Consider the following 16,500-nt stretch of genomic DNA (forward strand, 5'->3'; position numbering starts at 1 on the left):
ATCAAGCCTAAACGGGTTCCGGCGCGGCAGCCGCGGCCCAGCGCGGACCGAAGCCGGTCACCGTCACGGTGCGCGGCTCGTCGGCGTCGAGCTCGGCGTCCTCGCCGTCCTCCACGTCGCCATCATCCCCGTCGGCCGCCGCAGCGCCCGTCGGCCGCGCGATCTCCACCTCGAGCCACGACTCCGCGACCCCGTCGAGCATCCCGCTGCCCCACTCGACCACCACGACGGAGCGGGCGAAGTCGATGTCGAGGTCGTCGAGCTCCAGCGCGCTGCCGAGCCGGTACGCATCCACGTGCACGAGGGGCGGGCCTCCGACGACACTGGGATGCGTCCTCGCCAGCACGAACGTCGGGCTCGTCACCGGCCCGCGCACCTGCAGCCCGTCGCCGATCCCGCGGGTCATCGTGGTCTTGCCTGCGCCGAGCGGACCGCTCAGCACGACCAGGTCGCCGGCGCGCAGGATCGCGGAGAGCTCGACGCCGAACGTGTGCATCTCCGCCGCCGTGGGCACCACGCGCGTCGCAGGAGGCCAGAGGTAACCGGTCACGGCATCCCCACGTAGCGGCGGCGCACCCTGGCGCCGATGCGCGTCACGATCTCGTAGTTGATGGTGCCTGCCGCCTCCGCCCAGTCGTCGGCCGAGGGGACGCCGGTGGCGGGGTCGCCGAACAGCACGACCCGGTCGCCGACCTGCACAGGGTGGTCGTCGATGTCGACGACGAACTGGTCCATCGCGATCCGGCCGGAGACGCGGAACGTCGCCCCGCCGATCGACACGGGCGCCCGGTTGGACGCGTGCCGGGGGACGCCCTCCGCATAGCCGAGCGGGACGAGCGCCAGCGAGGTGTCGCCGGAGGTGCGGTACGTGTAGTCGTATGAGACGCCGGTGCCGGACGGCACGCGGCGCACGGCGGCGACGCTCCCGCACAGCGTCATCACCGGACGCAGCCCGAGGTCGGCGCTCGACCGGCCGGCGAGCGGCGACAGACCGTAGATGGTGACGCCGAGACGCACCAGGTTGAACCGGGCATCCGGGATGGTCAGGGCCGCGGCGGACGCGGCGAGGTGCCGCAGCTCGGGCGTGAGCCCGGCGGCCGCCGCCCGGTCGAGGCCCCTGCTGTACACGGCGACAGCGGCTCGGTCGTCGTCGGGGGACGCGTTCGAGACGTGGCTGAAGATGCCGCGCACGACGATGTCGCCCGCCTGCTCCAGCGCGCGTGCCCTGGCGAACGCGGCATCCCACTGCGGTTCGGAGATCCCGTTGCGGCTGAGCCCCGTCTCGAGCTTCAGCTGCACGAACGCCTGGCCGTGCAGCTCACCGCGTTGCACGAGGGACCTGCGGGCTGCGGCGACCGCCTCCAGCTGCTCCACCGACGAGACGCCGATGTCGACCCCGGCCGCGATGGCCGGCGCGAAGTCCACCTCCGGATCGTGCAGCCAGGCCAGCAGCGGAGCGTCGATGCCCGCATCCCGCAGCTGCAGCGCCTCCGTCAGGTCGGCGACACCGAGCCAGTCCGCTCCCCCGGCGAGCGCGGCACGCGCGCACTCGACGGCGCCGTGACCGTACGCGTTCGCCTTGACCACCGCCATCACGTGCTCCGTGCCGACCACCTCGCGCAGGTGGGCGACGTTGGCGGCGAGCGCGCCCAGGTCGATCACCGCCTCGCGGAAGTCCGCCCGTTCTCCGGCAGGATGCCCGATGGTCACTTCTCCCTCTCCGTCACGACGAACGCCGTTGCAACGCCTGCGTCGTGCGACATCGTCACGTGGATGTGCGCGATCCCCCGGTCACGCACATCCCGCTCGACGACGTTGTGCAGCACGAACCCCGGATTGCGGTCGTCGTCCGACACGATCTCCATGTCGTGCCAGCGCACGCCCTCCGAGCCGCCGAGTGCCTTGATGAGCGCCTCCTTGGCCGCGAAGCGCGCGGCGAGCGAGTGCACGGGAAGTCCACGCTCCGCCTCGGTGAAGAGCCGTTCGCGCAGGCGCGGCGTCCTCTCCAGCGAGCGGGCGAAGCGTTCCAGGTCGACGACGTCGACCCCGATCCCGGCGATCACGGCTGTCCGGCTACTCGACGGTGACGGACTTGGCCAGGTTGCGCGGCTGGTCGACGTCGAGTCCCTTCGCAGCCGACAGCTCCATGGCGAAGATCTGCAGCGGGACGACGGCCAGCAGCGGCTCGAACAGCGGTGCGGCCAGCGGGATGCGGATGACCTCGTCGGCGAACGGGAGGACGGCGGCGTCGCCTGCTTCGGCGATCGCGATGACGCGGGCGCCGCGGGCGCGGATCTCCTGGATGTTCGAGACGACCTTCTTGTGCATCTCGTCCGACCAGCGCGGGCTGGGGACGACGACGAACACCGGCTGACCGGGCTCGATGAGCGCGATCGGGCCGTGCTTCAGCTCGCCGGCCGCGAAGCCCTCCGCGTGGATGTACGCGAGCTCCTTGAGCTTGAGCGCACCCTCGAGGGCGATCGGGTATCCGACGTGACGGCCGAGGAAGAGCACCGAGCGGGTGTCGGACATCCACCTGGCCAGCTGGGCGATGGTGTCGTGCGACTCGAGCACGGAGGCGATCTTCTCCGGAACGGCCTGCAGCTCGTCGATGGCGTCGTGCTGCTGGGCCTCGGACAGTGTGCCGCGCACGCGGGCCAGGTGCAGGCCGAACAGGTAGAGCGCCGTGATCTGGGCGACGAACGCCTTGGTCGACGCGACGGCGACCTCTGGGCCGGCGTGCGTGTAGAGCGCGGCGTCCGACTCGCGCGGGATGGTCGCACCCTGCGTGTTGCAGACCGAGATGGCGGTCGCGCCGGCCTCGCGGGCGTACTTGACGGCCATCAGCGTGTCCATGGTCTCGCCGGACTGGCTGATCGAGATGACCAGCGTTCCGTCGGTGATGACCGGCTCGCGGTAGCGGAACTCGTGGCTCAGCTCGACCGTGACGGGGACGCGCGCCCACTTCTCGATGGCGTAGCTGCCCACCAGACCGGCGTAGGCCGCCGTCCCGCAGGCGATGATCGTGATGCGGTCGATGGTGGCGAGCTTGTCGTCGCCGAGCACGTCCAGCTCCGGGATGTGCACCGTTCCGTCGACCAGACGGCCGCGCAGGGTGTTGGCGACGGCGTCCGGCTCCTCGGCGATCTCCTTCGCCATGAACGACGACCAGCCGCCCTTCTCTGCGGCGGAGGCGTCCCAGGCGATCTCGAACGGCTCGACCTCGACCGGAGCGCCGGAGAAGTCGGTGACGGTGACCGCATCCGGGGTGATGGTCACGATCTGGTCCTGGCCGATGGCCAGCGCGTTGCGGGTGTGCTCGACGAAGGCGGCGACGTCGGAGCCGAGGAAGTTCTCTCCGTCGCCCAGACCGATCACGAGGGGCGAGTTGCGGCGGGCGCCGACCACGACGTGCGGCTGGTCCTTGTGCAGGGCGAGCAGGGTGAACGCGCCCTCCAAGCGCGAGACGACGCGCTGGAACGCCTCGTTCAGGTCACCCGTCCTGCGGTACTCGCGGCCGAGGAGCACAGCGGCGACCTCGGTGTCGGTCTCCGACTCGAAGGTGAAGCCGTCGGCGAGCAGTTCGTCGCGCAGCGTGGCGAAGTTCTCGATGATGCCGTTGTGGATGACGGCGAGCTTGCCGTCGTCTCCGAGGTGCGGGTGCGCGTTGCGGTCGGTCGGGCCGCCGTGCGTCGCCCAGCGGGTGTGGCCGATGCCCGTTCCGCCGTTCGGGATGGGGTGCGCATCCAGTTCGTCGGCGAGCGCGGACAGCTTGCCGGCCTTCTTCGCTGTGCCCAACTGACCGTCCGGGCCGATCACGGCGATACCCGCCGAGTCGTACCCGCGGTACTCCAGACGCTTCAGGCCGCCGAGCAGGACCTCAACACTCTTGTCGGTACCGACGTACCCCACGATTCCACACATGCTGCCGATTTTAGCCTGGCGCGACACCCTAGACTTGTCGCCTATGGCGGTGAACGGCGCAGCACAGGGCGTATCCACAGGCAACGGCGACTCGTCCCCGTTCGTCGAGCTGAGCAGAGCCGACTGGGCCGACCTCGCCCAGAGCACCCGCCTCCCGCTCAAAGAAACCGAGATCGTGCAGCTGCGCGGCCTCGGCGATCCGCTCGACATGCGCGAGGTCGAAGAGGTCTACCTGCCACTCAGCCGCCTCCTGAACCTCTACGTCGGAGGCGCGAAGCAGCTGCACAGGGTGACCAGCCAGTTCCTCGGGGAGCGGGCGGCGAGCACGCCGTTCGTCATCGGCGTCGCCGGTTCCGTGGCCGTCGGCAAGTCGACGATCGCCCGCCTGATGCGCGAACTGCTGTCCCGCTGGGACGACACCCCGCGCGTCGAGCTCGTCACCACGGACGGCTTCCTGCTGCCCAACGCCGAGCTGGAGCGCCGCGGCCTGATGGAGCGCAAAGGCTTCCCGGAGTCCTACGACCGCAAGGCGCTGCTGCGCTTCGTCACCGCCGTCAAGAGCGGGGCCGCCGAGGTGCGGGCGCCGTTCTACTCCCACCTCAGCTACGACATCGTCCCCGACGCCGAGATCGTGGTGCGGCGGCCGGATGTGCTCATCGTCGAGGGGCTCAACGTGCTGCAGCCGGCAGGGGGAGGCAACCAGCTCGCCGTCAGTGACCTCTTCGACTTCTCCGTCTACGTGGATGCCCGCACCCGCGACATCGCCAACTGGTACCAGGAGCGGTTCCTCAAGCTGCAGCGGGGCGCGTTCGCCAACCCCAAGTCGTACTTCCACCGCTTCTCGCAACTCACCGAGGAGCAGGCGAGGGCGCGTGCATCCAGCATCTGGGAGTCGATCAACGAGCCGAACCTCACCCAGAACATCCGGCCGACGCGCTCGCGCGCCAAGCTGGTGCTGCGCAAGGGCGCCGACCACGCGGTGAGCTCCGTGCTGCTGCGCAAACTCTGACCCGGGCGTAAATGCCTCAGGTGTTCATCACCACCGTTTCTACGCTCTGGTATTCAAAGCGCGTGTGATTCCATCATGGGGTATGGCCGCCCCACACTCCCGCGCCGCCGAGCTGTTCGGCGTACGCGTCCGCGCGGCCAGAATCGCCCTCGGCCTCAGCCAGGAGGACGCTGCGCACCTCGCCGACATGCACTCCACGAACTACGGACGGATCGAGCGCGGAGAGGCGAACGCCGAACTGCACACGATCGTGCGCCTCGCGACCGCGCTCAATGTCGACCCCGGCGACCTGCTGAAGGGCCTGTACGGCGACGAGCTGCTGCCGAAGCGCACGCGCGCATACTCCGTCGCCGACTTCATCGCATCCAGAAAGGCGGACGGCGGCCACTGAGCCGACCGGAGGACACCGTGCCAGAACAGCGCTCGAACGCCGCAGGGATCATCGGCGACCGCATCCGGGATGCGCGCCTCACCTTCGGCCTGCCGCAGAGCGACATCGCGCACCTCGCCGGGATGGACGTCGCCAACTACGGCAAGCTGGAGCGCGGCCAGAGCAACCCGACGCTCGAGACGCTGGTGCAGGTGGCCACCGTGCTCGGCGTCGACCTCGGCGCGCTCACGTCCGGCCTCAGCGGCCTGGACATGCTTCCGCCGTCCGAGAGCGTGTTCACGGCCGCGGACTTCCTCGAAGCCCGCGGCCGCCGAACCCGCTAGAAACGCGAACCGGCTAGAAGGACAGCCGTTCGCGGACGACCGTGGCGAGTTCCTCCGCCAGGCGTTCCGCCGTGTGGATGTCCGCCGCCTCGACCATGACGCGCACGAGGGGCTCGGTGCCCGACGGACGCAGCAGCACCCGTCCGGTGTCCCCGAGGGCCGCCTCCGCGGTCTGCACGGCCGCCTTGAGGCCGTCGTCGGTGTGCACGGCGTGGTGGTCAACGTTCTTCACGTTCACCATCACCTGCGGGTACACCGTCATGACCTGGGCGAGCTCGGCCAGCGACTTGCGCTGACGCGCCATCTCGCTGAGCAGGTGCAGCCCGGTCAGAATGCCGTCGCCGGTCGTGGCGAACTCGCGCATGATGACGTGCCCGGACTGCTCGCCGCCGAGCGAGTAGTCGTTCTGGTTCATCTCTTCGAGCACGTACCGGTCGCCGACCGCCGTCTCGACCATCCGGATGCCGTTGTCGCGCATCGCGAGCTTGAGCCCGAGGTTGCTCATCACCGTCGCCACGAGCGTGTTGTCGCGCAGCTTGCCGCGCTCCTTCATGCCGAGGGCGAGGATCGCCATGATCTGGTCGCCGTCGACGACGTTGCCGTTCGCGTCGATCGCGAGGCACCGGTCTGCGTCTCCGTCGTGCGCGATGCCGACGTCCGCGCCGGCCGCGAGGACCGCCGCAGCCAGGTTGTCGAGGTGGGTCGAACCGACACCGTCGTTGATGTTCATGCCGTCCGGCGAGTCGCCGATGACGGTGACGCGGGCTCCCGCGTCCGTGAACACCTCGGGCGAGACGCCGGCCGCCGCGCCGTGGGCGCAGTCGAGCACGACGTGGATGCCGTCGAGGCGGTGCGGGAGGCTGCCGAGCAGGTGCAGGACGTAGCGGTCCTCGGCGTCTGCGAAGCGGCGGATGCGCCCGACGCCGGCACCGGTCGGGGCGAGCTTCTCGAGGGAGAGGTGCTCCTCGATGCGGTTCTCGACCACATCCGGGAGCTTGGTGCCTCCGCGGGCGAAGATCTTGATGCCGTTGTCCGGCGCAGGGTTGTGGGACGCGGACACCATGACGCCGAAGTCGGCGTCGAAGTCCGCGATCAGGAACGCCGCGGCAGGCGTCGGGATGACCCCGGCGTCGTACACGTCGACACCGGAGCTGGCGAGCCCGGCGGACACGGCCGCAGAGATGAACTCGCCCGAGACGCGAGGGTCACGGGCGACGATCGCCGTCGGGCGCTTGCCCGCGGCACGCCGCGCCTCGGCGCTGCGGCCTTGCGTCAGGACAGCAGCAGCTGCCTGAGCAAGGCCGAGCGCGAGGTCGGCGGTGAGACTACCGTTTGCGAGTCCGCGGACTCCGTCGGTACCGAAGAGGCGTGGCATGAACCGAAGCCTAAGCGCTCTCGACGCTTAGCGCTTGGAGAACTGCGACGCCTTGCGGGCCTTCTTGAGACCGGCCTTCTTGCGCTCGATGACGCGAGCGTCACGAGTGAGGAAGCCGGCCTTCTTCAGGGTGGGACGGTTGTTGTCGCGGTCGATCTCGTTGAGGGCACGAGCGATCGCGAGACGCAGCGCGCCGGCCTGGCCCGAAGGGCCACCGCCGGTGATGCGTGCGACGACGTCGTAGCCGCCGATGAGGTCGAGGACCTTGAACGGGTCGGTGATCAGCTGCTGGTGCAGCTTGTTCGGGAAGTAGTCGGCGAACTCACGGCCGTTGACCGTGATGGTGCCGGAGCCCGGGACGAGGCGCGCGCGGGCGATGGCCTGCTTGCGACGGCCGACGGCCGCACCGGGAACGGTGAGGACGGGGCGCTGCGTCTGGGGGGCCTCGGAGGCCGGGGTCTCGGTCGAGTAGGACTCGACGTTGTCGGCCTGGGCCGACTCGATGCTGTCTGCGATCTTCGCCACGATGGTGATAATCCTTTATCTCTGAGTCTGAAAGGTCTGTCGGTCGCTTACTGAGCGACCTGGCCGAGGGTGTACGGCTTCGGCTGCTGGGCGGCGTGCGGGTGCTCGCTGCCCGTGTAGACCTTCAGCTTGCGGAGCTGGGCGCGGCCGATCGAGTTCTTGGGGAGCATTCCGCGGACGGCCTTCTCCACAGCGCGGATCGGGTTCTTCTCGAGGAGCTCGGCGTACGTCACGGCGGTGAGGCCGCCCGGGTAACCGGAGTGGCGGTACGCCTTCTTCTGCGCAGCCTTGGCGCCGGTGAGGGCGACCTTGTCCGCGTTGACGATGATGACGAAGTCGCCGGAGTCCATGTGCGGGGCGAAGGTCGCCTTGTGCTTTCCACGGAGGAGAGCGGCGGTGTGGCTGGCGAGACGGCCGAGCACGACGTCAGTCGCGTCGATGATGACCCAGTCGCGCTGGATCTCGTCTGCCTTCGGGGTGTAAGTGCGCGTCACAGTAGTGGCTGCTTTCTGTATCGAACGGAGGTGTTCGTGAATCCCACTCCCTGGCTGTTCCGCTCCTGATGAGGAGGGAACCTGCCCTTCGGAGGGCTCACGTTCGCGTGTCGCACCGCAGAGGCGCGGACACCAAAGATCAATAGTACGCGACAGGCGGGATGCCGGTCAAACCGTGGGCGGGACGGGCTCAGCCCCAGGGCTGAATTCGGGGCAGAAACCGTGCGGCGACGGTCCCGGCACTCTAGCGTGATCGGCATGGTCAAGCTCCTCCCCCACGCTCAGCGGTACATCGAGCCCGTGGTCGCCGTCGCCTTCTTCCTGTTCTGGGCATTCGCCGAGGTCGGGCGGCATCAGATCCTTCCCGGATTCCTGCGCAGCGCCCTCCCCTGGTGGGCGGCGCTGCTCGGCGTCGCCCTCGCCATCGCCGTGGCGCGGATCTGGCCGATGGTCGCGATGGCGGTCTGCACCGCGGTGGTGATCGGCCAGCTGCTCGTCCCCGCCGGCGCCTTCTCGTCCACCGACTGGCCGATCTCGTTCGGCTATCTGGTGGTGATCGTGGGCGTGAGCGCGAGCATCCGGGATCGGTGGCGCCCGCTGTCGTTCGCGTTCGCGCTGGGGCTCGCCGTCGCGGTCGCCGGGCTGCTCATCTCCGGGCCACGGCTCGACTGGTACGGCCCGTTCGGAGACACGAACGGCAACGTCGGCACGATCGTGGTCAACCGGGTGATCCTGTTCGCCGTCGCGATCCTGCTGGCCGTCGGCGCATGGCTCCTCGGCTTCTTCGGCCGCGCGTGGCAGCAGAAGCTGCACAGCGACGCGCTCCTCGCCAAGACGACGGACGAGCTGCACAGCGCGGAGGTCGACCTGCTGGTGTCGCAGGAGCGCGACCGCATCGCCCAGGACGTGCACGACATCATGGCGCACTCCCTCTCGGTGATCATCGCCCAGGCCGACGGCGCCCGCTTCGTCGCTCCCGCACGCCCGGAGGCTGTCGCCGAGTCGCTGGAGAACATCGCAGCGTCGGCGCGCACGTCGCTGACCGAGGTGCGGATGCTCATCCAGACCCTCGTCGCCGACCCCGTCGGGCACTCGACTCCGACCGTCGACGACATCGACGAACTGGTCGACCGGATGCGCACAGCGGGGCTCGACGTGCAGCTCGAGGAGTTCGGAGAGAGGGAGCACCTCACCGGCACCCAGCAGCTCGCCGTCTACCGCATCGTGCAGGAGAGCCTCACGAACGCGCTCAAGCACGCCGGAGCGGAGCCGTCCGCGCGCATCTCGCTGGACTGGCGCGGCCAGGGGCTCTCCATCGCCGTCTCGTCCAGCGGCACGGCGACCGAACGTCCGCAGCAGACCACAACGTCGCGCGGACTGTACGGGATGCACGAGCGCGCCAGGCTCGCCGGCGGCTGGCTCACAGCGGGAGAGGACGACGAGGTGCCCGGCGGCTACGTGGTCGCGGCGTTCATCCCCACCGCACCCCTGGAGCAGGCGTCGTGAGCGCGATCCGGGTGGCGGTGGTCGACGACCAGGTGCTGTTCTGCTCCGGGCTCGCCATGCTGATCGAGTCGCAGGCCGACCTGGAGTTCGCCGGGTCGGCGCACGACGGGATGGCCGCCGTCGACCTCGTCGAGCGCGAACGACCGGAGGTGGTGCTGATGGATGTGCGGATGCCGCTGCTCGACGGCATCGCCGCGACAGAGCGCATCCTGTCGGGGTCGACGGCGGACGACGCTCCGAAGATCATCGTGCTCACCACGTTCCAGCGCGACGAGGCCGTCGCCCGCGCCCTGCGCGCCGGAGCATCCGGCTTCATCATGAAGGACACGACGCCCGAGTTCGTCCTCGCCGCGATCCGGACCGTCGCCGCCGGTCACGCGGTGATCGCGCCGAAAGACGCTGCCGAGTTGTTCGGCGCCCATCGGCGGCCACCCGCCCCGGATGCGATCGCCGACCTGTCCGTGCGGGAGAGGGAGGTCTTCCTGCTCGCCGCCCGCGGCCTGAGCAACGCGGAGGTGGGACAGACCGCGTTCATCAGCGAGGCCACCGTGAAGAGCCACATGCGCAGCATCCTCGCCAAGCTCGGCCTGGCATCGCGGGTGCAGCTGGTCGCGTTCGCGTACGAGAACGGGCTGGTGCGCTGAGCCGGGACGACAGCGCCGTGGATGCAGGGGCCGGGCCTACAGCGTCCGCATCGCCCTGGTCTGCAGCGCGCGGAGCGCGAGCCCCACGTCGTCCGGGTAGCCGACCTGTTTCAGCGTCAGGCCTCGCGCCGGCATCACCTTGAACGCGTTGGTGCGCTGCCGGTCGTCGCGCAGCGCGATCAGTTCCTCCGCCGCCAGCCTGCCCTCGCCGACCGCGACGCACGCTCCGACCAGGGCGCGCACCATGCTGTGGCAGAACGCGTCGGCTTTCACCTCTGCGACCAGCACGCCGTCGTCGTCCTTGGTCCAGCCGAAACTCTGCAGCGTCCGGATGGTCGTCGCCCCGTCGCGGGGTTTGCAGTAGCTGGCGAAGTCGTGGAGTCCGAGCAGGCCGAGCGCGGCCGCATCCATCGCCTCGACGTCGAGCTCCGCCGAGACCCACGCCGTGCGGTGCCGCTGCAGCGGGTCGTGGAGGGCGACGGCGTCGGCGACGCGGTACTCGTAGCGACGCCAGATGGCAGAGAAGCGCGCGTCGAAGCCCTCGGGTGCGACGGTCACCTCGGTCAGGATGACGTCGGCGACGGGGCCGAGTACGCCGTTGACGCGTCTGCGCAGTGCCTCGCCGAGCGGGAACTGCTGGTGCGTGCCCCTGCGGCGCTGCAGGCTCGCGACCTGCGCTTCCGTCAGGTCGACGTGGGCGACCTGGCCGGTCGCGTGCACGCCGGCGTCCGTGCGCCCGGCGACGGTGAGCGTCGGGGCGTCGCCGTGCCTCCGGAAGATCGTCGCGAACGCCGCCTCGATCTCTCCCTGCACCGTCCGCAGCCCCGGCTGCCGTCCCCAGCCGTTGAAATCGGTGCCCTGGTACGCGATGTCGAGGCGGAATCGGGTCGTCGACTGGTCTTCCACACGTCGATTCTACGGAAGCGGCAACGACTGTCAGGAGCCGTTGCTATCGTGGTCCCTTCGCGATCCCCCGACCCGCTATGACTCCACAGACTTCCCCATCCCCCAGCACCTCCCCCAGCCGCACTCTTCCCTCGTATCCCGGCCACCAGCCCCGGCTCACGGTCCGCCCCACCGTCACCGTGCGTCCCTCCGGACACCCGCCGTTCGCGGGCAGGAACGCGCGGCGCCGCTACGCGGGACTGGACGGCCTGCGCGCGTTCGCGGTCGCCGCCGTGCTCGTCTACCACCTGTTTCCCGGCGTACTGCCCGGCGGCTTCATCGGGGTCGACATCTTCTTCGTGGTGAGCGGCTTCCTGATCACCAGCCTGCTCATGCGCGAGCGCTCCGGTACGGGCCGCATCGACCTGCGCGGGTTCTGGGTTCGGCGTGCGCGACGGCTCGTGCCGGCGATCGTGGTGCTCGTCCTCGTCTGCTCCGCTGCCGCGCTGGCCGTGGGAGGGGACGTGCTCGTCGGGTTGCCGCGGCAGATCCTCGGGGCAGCGACGTTCAGCGCCAACTGGCTGTCGATCGGGGCCGACAGCAGCTACTTCGCCCAGGATGCGCCCGAGCTGTACCGCAATCTCTGGTCGCTGGCGGTCGAGGAGCAGTTCTACCTCGTCTGGCCGCTCGTCATCCTGGCCGTTGCGCTGCTCCGCCCGTGGTGGGCGAGGCTCGCCGTGGTCTCCGCGGTGGCGGTGGCGTCCGCCGTGGCAATGTTCACGCTGTATCCGCCGGACGGCGACCCGACCCGCGTCTACTTCGGTTCGGACACGCACAGCTTCGGGCTGGCCATCGGCGCGGCCCTCGCCATCCTGATCGCGCGCTCCCGCCCGCTCGACCTCGACGCCGGAGAGACGGCGATGCAGACCTTCATCCGGAGGTGGCTGCCACCGCTCGGGGTCCTCTCGCTGGCCGCTCTGGTCGCGGCGTGCGTGCTGCTGCCCGACGACGCCGCATTCACCTACCGCGGCGGCCTCGTGCTGGTCAGCGTCCTCAGCGCCGTCGCGATCTGGGCGGCCGTCGTCCCCGGCGCGCGGCTCGGCCGCATCCTCGACGCCCGACCACTCCAGGCGGTCGGCGCGCGATCGTACGGACTGTACCTCTGGCACTGGCCGGTCTTCGTGCTCGTCTGTGCCATCGTCCCCGACGAGCACGACCCGGTGATGGCCCCGATCGTCGGCTTCGGCGCGCTCGCCATCGCGTCCGCCGCCGCCTTCCTGTCCTACCGCTGGGTCGAGCAGCCCATCCGCAGGCACGGGATGCACGGAGTGCTCGCCGCGGGCAGGCGCAGGATGCGCGCATCCCGGGCTGCACGTGCCGGTGGCGTCTCCGTGGTCGCGGTCGCCGCCGTGCTCTCCGTGGCGACGGTCGCGGCGATGGTCGTCGCGCCCGCGGCGACGGGCGCCCAGCGCTTCATCGAGCGCGGCTCGGCCTCGCTCGGCGGACCGGCCGCCGGCCAGCAGGGCGGAGGAGACTCCGTCCCGCACGACCGGCAGCACCTGCGCATCCCGCCCGACCCGCAGCCGGTCGCTACCGGCACGGACATCTCGGCGTTCGGCGACTCGGTGATGCTCGCGTCCGCTCCTGCACTGCAGGAACGGTTCCCGGGCATCCGGATCGACGCCGTCGTCTCCCGGCAGCTGAGCGCGGCGCCCGCGCTCGTGCGCTCGGCAGCGGAGGCAGGCGAGCTGCGGCCCGTCGTGCTGGTGGGGCTCGGGACGAATGGCTCGATCAGCGCCGACACCCTCGGCGACCTCCTCGACGCCATCGGGCCGAGCAGGAAGCTCGTGCTGGTGACCGTGCAGGCGCCGCGATCCTGGACGGAGGGCGTCAACAGCACCATCGCCGGTTTCGCCGCTGCCCACCCGAAGCAGGTCGCCGTCGCGCCCTGGCGTGAGGACATCGCCGGCCACCTCGACCTGCTCGCCGACGACCAGATCCACCCCGGCCACCGCGGCGGCCTCGTCTACGCCGACGCGCTCCGGGATGCACTGCTCCAGCTGGCGCGTAACTCGCCCGTGCGCGTCGCCAACCCGTGGGACACGGCAGGCCCGCGCCCGCAGTGATGCGGCGCGCTCAGTACGTGCGCACCAGGCTGACCTCGGCGTTCGTGCGCTCGAAGCCCATCCCGGTGTAGAGGCCGAGGGCGCCGGACGGGTTCTCCGCGTCCACCGACAGCGTCACCTTCTGCCAGCCGAGCGCCGCGCACGCCTCCATCGTCCGGCCGAGGAGGGCGGGCGCGATCCGCTTGCCGCGCGCGTCGCGGATGGTCCCGACCATCCCGATGTACGCACCGGTGAAGCCCTGGGTCTCCCAGTCGCCCTCGTTCACCTGGTTGAGCGCGAAGCCGACGACCCGGTCGCCGGACAGCGCGAGGAACGAGATGTCCGGCCGGAACGTGCCGCCGATCCACGCGTCCCACTGCTCCTCGCTCATCGGCTGGCTCGCCCAGTGGTCGCGGAACGAGTCGTTGCGCGCGGCCAGCGCCCCGGCGGACAGCTCGTCGCTGAACGGCACGATCCGGATGCCGTCCGCCGGCTCGACCACGGGGATCGGCTCCGCGAGGTCGCGCTCCAGCTCGAAGAAGTAGCGCGCGGTCTCGAACCCGTCGTGGTGGAACAGCCCCACAGCGTCCTCCGCGCGCTCGTCGGCGTACGCCATGATCCAGGCGGGAAGACGCTTGGTCGACGCCGCCAGCTTCTGCTCGGCACGCGCGCGCGACCACGCCAGCAGTTCGCGCCCGACGCCCCTGCCACGCACCTCGGGATGCACGCCGCCCTCCAGGAACACGCGCACCAGCGACTCCTGCAGCGGGGGCATCGTAGTCACCCCGACCGCCACGAGCCTGCCGTCCCCGTCGAACCCGAGCACGGAGTCCTCAGCGAGGTCGACGAACGAGTAGTCGAAAAGCTCCTGCACCTCCTCGCGGGTGTGCAGCCACTCGGGGTGGTCCACCGCATCCATCGCCCGCTGCGCCTCGGTGACGGCGTCGACGTCCGCCGGCGTGGCAGGACGCCACAGCGCGACCAGTGGATGCGCGGGGTTGCGCGTCGCAGGCGCGGTCACGCGCTCGGTCACGGGCAGGAGGTCGTCGAGGTCGGCCATGCCTCCACCCTAGCGACGGGCCCAGCAACGACGAAGGCCCCGCATCCAGTGGATGCGGGGCCTTCGTGAACCGTGAGGTCAGGCCTTCTCGGCCTCGGCCTCTGCGGTGGTCTCCTCCGGGGTGACCTCCGCGTCGGCGGTGGTCTCCTCGACGACCTCGGCCTCAGCGGCCTCGGTCTCGGTGGAAGCTGCCTCGACCGGCGCCTCTTCTGCTGCCGGGGCAGCCTTCGGGGCGGCGGTGGTGCTCGACTTGGTCGACTTCACCTTCGGGGTGACGGGCTCGAGCACGAGCTCGATCTGCACCATCGAGGCGTTGTCGCCCTTGCGGAAGCCCAGCTTCGTGATGCGGGTGTATCCACCCTCGCGCTCGGCGACGAGCGGAGCGATCTCGGTGAACAGCTCGTGCACCACACCCTTGTCGTGGATGGTGGCCAGCACGCGACGGCGGGCGTGCAGGTCGCCGCGCTTCGCGAACGTGATGAGGCGCTCGGCGATCGGACGCAGGCGCTTCGCCTTGGTCTCCGTGGTCTTGATGCTCTTGTGGGTGAAGAGCGCAGCGGCCAGGTTGGCGAGCATCAGGCGCTCGTGCGCGGGGCCGCCTCCGAGGCGGGGGCCCTTGGTGGGCTTAGGCATGATCGGTTATCTCCAGTTGTAAAAATCGACAGTGTCGATGTATCAGGTGGCGTCGTCGGAAGACAAGCCTCAGATGGTGGTCTCGTCTTCTTCGTAGCCGCTGTAGAAGTGGGCGCCGTCGAAGCCGGGGACCGAGTCCTTGAGCGAAAGGCCCATCTCGGTCAGCTTGTCCTTGACCTCATCCACCGACTTCTGACCGAAGTTGCGGATGTTCATCAGCTGCGTCTCCGAGAGCGAGACGAGCTCGCTGACGGTGTTGATGCCCTCACGCTTGAGGCAGTTGTACGATCGGACGGACAGGTCGAGGTCCTCGATCGGCATCGACAGCTCGGAGCTGAGGACGGCGTCGACCGGCGCGGGGCCGATCTCGATGCCCTCTGCCGCCGTGTTGAGCTCGCGGGCCAGACCGAACAGCTCGGTCAGCGTGCGGCCGGCCGAAGCGATGGCGTCGCGGGGGCTGATCGCGGGCTTGGTCTCGACGTCGACCACGAGGCGGTCGAAGTCGGTGCGCTCACCGGCACGTGTCGCCTCGACACGGTAGGTGACCTTGAGGACCGGGGAGTAGATCGAGTCGATCGGGATCTGACCGGCCTCGCTGTACTCGTTGCGGTTCTGGGTCGCCGACACGTAGCCGCGGCCACGCTCGATGGTCAGCTCGACCTCGAACTTCGCCTTGTCGTTGAGGGTCGCGATGACGAGCTCGGGGTTGTGGATCTCCACACCGGCCGGAGCCGAGATGTCGGCGGCGGTCACCTGACCGGAGCCGGTCTTGCGGAGGTACGCCGTGATCGGCTCGTCGTGCTCGCTGGAGACGACGAGTCCCTTGATGTTCAGGATGATCTCGGTGACGTCTTCCTTGACACCCGGGACCGTGCTGAACTCGTGCAGCACGCCGTCGATGCGGATGCTGGTGACAGCCGCGCCGGGGATCGAGGACAGCAGGGTGCGGCGAAGCGAGTTGCCGAGGGTGTAACCGAAACCGGGCTCGAGGGGCTCGATCACGAACCGCGAGCGGAACTCGGAAATGTTCTCTTCGGCGAGCGTAGGACGCTGTGCAATGAGCACTGTTGATTCCTTTCGGCTAAGTGTCCGCTATATGACACTTGCGATTTGCGCGCCGGGATCGATGACGGCCAACCGCCACCGATCCCCGCCTGCGCGAAAATGGATACTGAGAGAACTACTACTGCTTAGACGCGACGACGCTTCGGCGGGCGGCAACCGTTGTGCGCCTGCGGGGTGACATCGTTGATCGAGCCGACCTCGAGGCCTGCGGCCTGGAGCGAACGGATCGCGGTCTCGCGACCGGAGCCCGGTCCCTTGACGAAGACGTCGACCTTCTTCATGCCGTGCTCCTGCGCCTGACGCGCAGCAGACTCGGCGGCGAGCTGAGCGGCGAACGGGGTCGACTTACGCGAACCCTTGAAGCCGACGCCGCCGGACGATGCCCAGCTGATGACCGCACCGGTGGTGTCGGTGATCGAAACGATGGTGTTGTTGAACGTCGACTTGATGTGGGCCTGGCCCACGGCGATGTTCTTCTTCTCTTTCTTGCGCGGCTTGCGAACGGCCGACTTGGGTGCTGCCATGATTTCTCCTGAATCCTATGGGCGAGGCTGCTGGCTA

18 protein-coding genes are annotated in these 16,500 nt (G+C 69.6%); 6 read left to right on the plus strand and 12 right to left on the minus strand.

Going from position 1 to position 16,500, the window contains the following annotated elements:
- Nucleotides 1-7: 7 nt before the first annotated feature.
- The 4 genes from tsaE to glmS are packed head-to-tail and all read right to left on the minus strand — an operon-like array spanning nucleotide 8 to nucleotide 3,924.
- Nucleotides 8-496: a tRNA (adenosine(37)-N6)-threonylcarbamoyltransferase complex ATPase subunit type 1 TsaE gene (gene tsaE / locus HF024_RS14710; RefSeq protein ID WP_168690926.1), complete on the minus strand. Its 489-nt coding sequence runs from the start codon at nucleotides 494-496 to the stop codon at nucleotides 8-10.
- A gap of 50 nt (nucleotides 497-546) precedes the next feature.
- A complete protein-coding gene (alr, locus tag HF024_RS14715) occupies nucleotides 547-1,710 on the minus strand; it encodes an alanine racemase (protein WP_247597132.1) in 1,164 nt (387 codons plus the stop codon).
- Nucleotides 1,707-2,063 carry a holo-ACP synthase gene (locus HF024_RS14720; RefSeq protein WP_085370240.1) on the minus strand — a complete coding sequence of 119 codons (357 nt, stop codon included), beginning with the start codon at nucleotides 2,061-2,063 and terminating at the stop codon, nucleotides 1,707-1,709. The genes alr and HF024_RS14720 overlap by 4 nt, the downstream gene beginning before the upstream one ends.
- A gap of 10 nt (nucleotides 2,064-2,073) precedes the next feature.
- Entirely contained in the window at nucleotides 2,074-3,924 is a 1,851-nt protein-coding gene (gene glmS, locus HF024_RS14725) for a glutamine--fructose-6-phosphate transaminase (isomerizing) (RefSeq protein ID WP_085370241.1), read from the minus strand.
- Between the two features lie 43 nt (nucleotides 3,925-3,967).
- Here glmS and coaA point away from each other — a divergent pair, with 43 nt between their 5' ends.
- From coaA to HF024_RS14740, 3 genes are all read left to right on the plus strand, one after another.
- The gene (coaA, locus tag HF024_RS14730; RefSeq protein WP_085370242.1) at nucleotides 3,968-4,933 is read left to right on the plus strand and encodes a type I pantothenate kinase; all 966 of its coding nucleotides are present in this window, start codon (nucleotides 3,968-3,970) and stop codon (nucleotides 4,931-4,933) included.
- Nucleotides 4,934-5,015: 82 nt separating this feature from the next.
- On the plus strand, nucleotides 5,016-5,324 hold the full coding sequence (locus HF024_RS14735; RefSeq protein WP_085370243.1) for a helix-turn-helix transcriptional regulator: 309 nt from the start codon (nucleotides 5,016-5,018) through the stop codon (nucleotides 5,322-5,324).
- 17 nt (nucleotides 5,325-5,341) lie between these two features.
- The gene (locus HF024_RS14740) at nucleotides 5,342-5,647 is read left to right on the plus strand and encodes a helix-turn-helix transcriptional regulator (protein WP_247597133.1); all 306 of its coding nucleotides are present in this window, start codon (nucleotides 5,342-5,344) and stop codon (nucleotides 5,645-5,647) included.
- A gap of 13 nt (nucleotides 5,648-5,660) precedes the next feature.
- On the opposite strand, the gene glmM is transcribed toward HF024_RS14740, so the two are convergent.
- Genes glmM through rplM form a run of 3 tightly spaced genes read right to left on the minus strand, consistent with a single transcriptional unit; the run spans nucleotide 5,661 to nucleotide 8,041 of the window.
- A complete protein-coding gene (glmM, locus tag HF024_RS14745; RefSeq protein WP_085370244.1) occupies nucleotides 5,661-7,022 on the minus strand; it encodes a phosphoglucosamine mutase in 1,362 nt (453 codons plus the stop codon).
- 27 nt (nucleotides 7,023-7,049) lie between these two features.
- A complete protein-coding gene (gene rpsI, locus HF024_RS14750) occupies nucleotides 7,050-7,547 on the minus strand; it encodes a 30S ribosomal protein S9 (protein WP_085370245.1) in 498 nt (165 codons plus the stop codon).
- Nucleotides 7,548-7,594: 47 nt separating this feature from the next.
- Complete coding sequence (gene rplM, locus HF024_RS14755; protein WP_055894840.1) at nucleotides 7,595-8,041, minus strand: 50S ribosomal protein L13; 447 nt, start codon at nucleotides 8,039-8,041, stop codon at nucleotides 7,595-7,597.
- Between the two features lie 258 nt (nucleotides 8,042-8,299).
- Here rplM and HF024_RS14760 point away from each other — a divergent pair, with 258 nt between their 5' ends.
- A complete protein-coding gene (locus HF024_RS14760; protein ID WP_168690039.1) occupies nucleotides 8,300-9,547 on the plus strand; it encodes a histidine kinase in 1,248 nt (415 codons plus the stop codon).
- Nucleotides 9,544-10,191: a response regulator transcription factor gene (locus tag HF024_RS14765; protein WP_168690040.1), complete on the plus strand. Its 648-nt coding sequence runs from the start codon at nucleotides 9,544-9,546 to the stop codon at nucleotides 10,189-10,191. The genes HF024_RS14760 and HF024_RS14765 overlap by 4 nt, the downstream gene beginning before the upstream one ends.
- A 36-nt stretch (nucleotides 10,192-10,227) precedes the next feature.
- Here the strand turns inward: HF024_RS14765 and truA are convergent, their stop codons facing one another.
- The gene (truA, locus tag HF024_RS14770) at nucleotides 10,228-11,097 is read right to left on the minus strand and encodes a tRNA pseudouridine(38-40) synthase TruA (RefSeq protein ID WP_168690041.1); all 870 of its coding nucleotides are present in this window, start codon (nucleotides 11,095-11,097) and stop codon (nucleotides 10,228-10,230) included.
- A gap of 77 nt (nucleotides 11,098-11,174) precedes the next feature.
- Here truA and HF024_RS14775 point away from each other — a divergent pair, with 77 nt between their 5' ends.
- Nucleotides 11,175-13,202 (plus strand): acyltransferase family protein, encoded by a 2,028-nt coding sequence (locus tag HF024_RS14775; protein WP_168690042.1) that lies wholly within the window; start codon nucleotides 11,175-11,177, stop codon nucleotides 13,200-13,202.
- 10 nt (nucleotides 13,203-13,212) lie between these two features.
- Here HF024_RS14775 and HF024_RS14780 read toward each other — a convergent pair whose 3' ends face one another.
- The 4 genes from HF024_RS14780 to rpsK form a co-directional block, all read right to left on the minus strand.
- Nucleotides 13,213-14,241, minus strand: coding sequence for a GNAT family N-acetyltransferase (locus HF024_RS14780; protein WP_168690043.1), 1,029 nt, complete (start codon nucleotides 14,239-14,241; stop codon nucleotides 13,213-13,215).
- Between the two features lie 78 nt (nucleotides 14,242-14,319).
- The gene (gene rplQ, locus HF024_RS14785; RefSeq protein WP_168690044.1) at nucleotides 14,320-14,874 is read right to left on the minus strand and encodes a 50S ribosomal protein L17; all 555 of its coding nucleotides are present in this window, start codon (nucleotides 14,872-14,874) and stop codon (nucleotides 14,320-14,322) included.
- Nucleotides 14,875-14,943: 69 nt separating this feature from the next.
- Entirely contained in the window at nucleotides 14,944-15,939 is a 996-nt protein-coding gene (locus HF024_RS14790; RefSeq protein ID WP_055894825.1) for a DNA-directed RNA polymerase subunit alpha, read from the minus strand.
- Between the two features lie 125 nt (nucleotides 15,940-16,064).
- Nucleotides 16,065-16,463 carry a 30S ribosomal protein S11 gene (gene rpsK, locus HF024_RS14795; RefSeq protein WP_055821293.1) on the minus strand — a complete coding sequence of 133 codons (399 nt, stop codon included), beginning with the start codon at nucleotides 16,461-16,463 and terminating at the stop codon, nucleotides 16,065-16,067.
- Nucleotides 16,464-16,500: the final 37 nt, after the last annotated feature.

This window comes from Leifsonia sp. PS1209 (genome assembly GCF_012317045.1).
Classification (GTDB): domain Bacteria; phylum Actinomycetota; class Actinomycetes; order Actinomycetales; family Microbacteriaceae; genus Leifsonia.

Excerpts from the sequence above, each read along its gene's own strand:
- HF024_RS14775 (WP_168690042.1), top strand. The coding sequence starts at position 11,175 with ATGACTCCACAGACTTCCCCATCCCCCAGCACCTCCCCCAGCCGCACT.
- coaA (WP_085370242.1), top strand. The coding sequence starts at position 3,968 with ATGGCGGTGAACGGCGCAGCACAGGGCGTATCCACAGGCAACGGCGAC.
- HF024_RS14735 (WP_085370243.1), top strand. The coding sequence starts at position 5,016 with ATGGCCGCCCCACACTCCCGCGCCGCCGAGCTGTTCGGCGTACGCGTC.
- glmS (WP_085370241.1), bottom strand. The coding sequence starts at position 3,924 with ATGTGTGGAATCGTGGGGTACGTCGGTACCGACAAGAGTGTTGAGGTC.
- HF024_RS14760 (WP_168690039.1), top strand. The coding sequence starts at position 8,300 with ATGGTCAAGCTCCTCCCCCACGCTCAGCGGTACATCGAGCCCGTGGTC.
- HF024_RS14780 (WP_168690043.1), bottom strand. The coding sequence starts at position 14,241 with ATGGCCGACCTCGACGACCTCCTGCCCGTGACCGAGCGCGTGACCGCG.
- rpsK (WP_055821293.1), bottom strand. The coding sequence starts at position 16,463 with ATGGCAGCACCCAAGTCGGCCGTTCGCAAGCCGCGCAAGAAAGAGAAG.
- tsaE (WP_168690926.1), bottom strand. The coding sequence starts at position 496 with ATGCACACGTTCGGCGTCGAGCTCTCCGCGATCCTGCGCGCCGGCGAC.
- glmM (WP_085370244.1), bottom strand. The coding sequence starts at position 7,022 with ATGCCACGCCTCTTCGGTACCGACGGAGTCCGCGGACTCGCAAACGGT.
- rplQ (WP_168690044.1), bottom strand. The coding sequence starts at position 14,874 with ATGCCTAAGCCCACCAAGGGCCCCCGCCTCGGAGGCGGCCCCGCGCAC.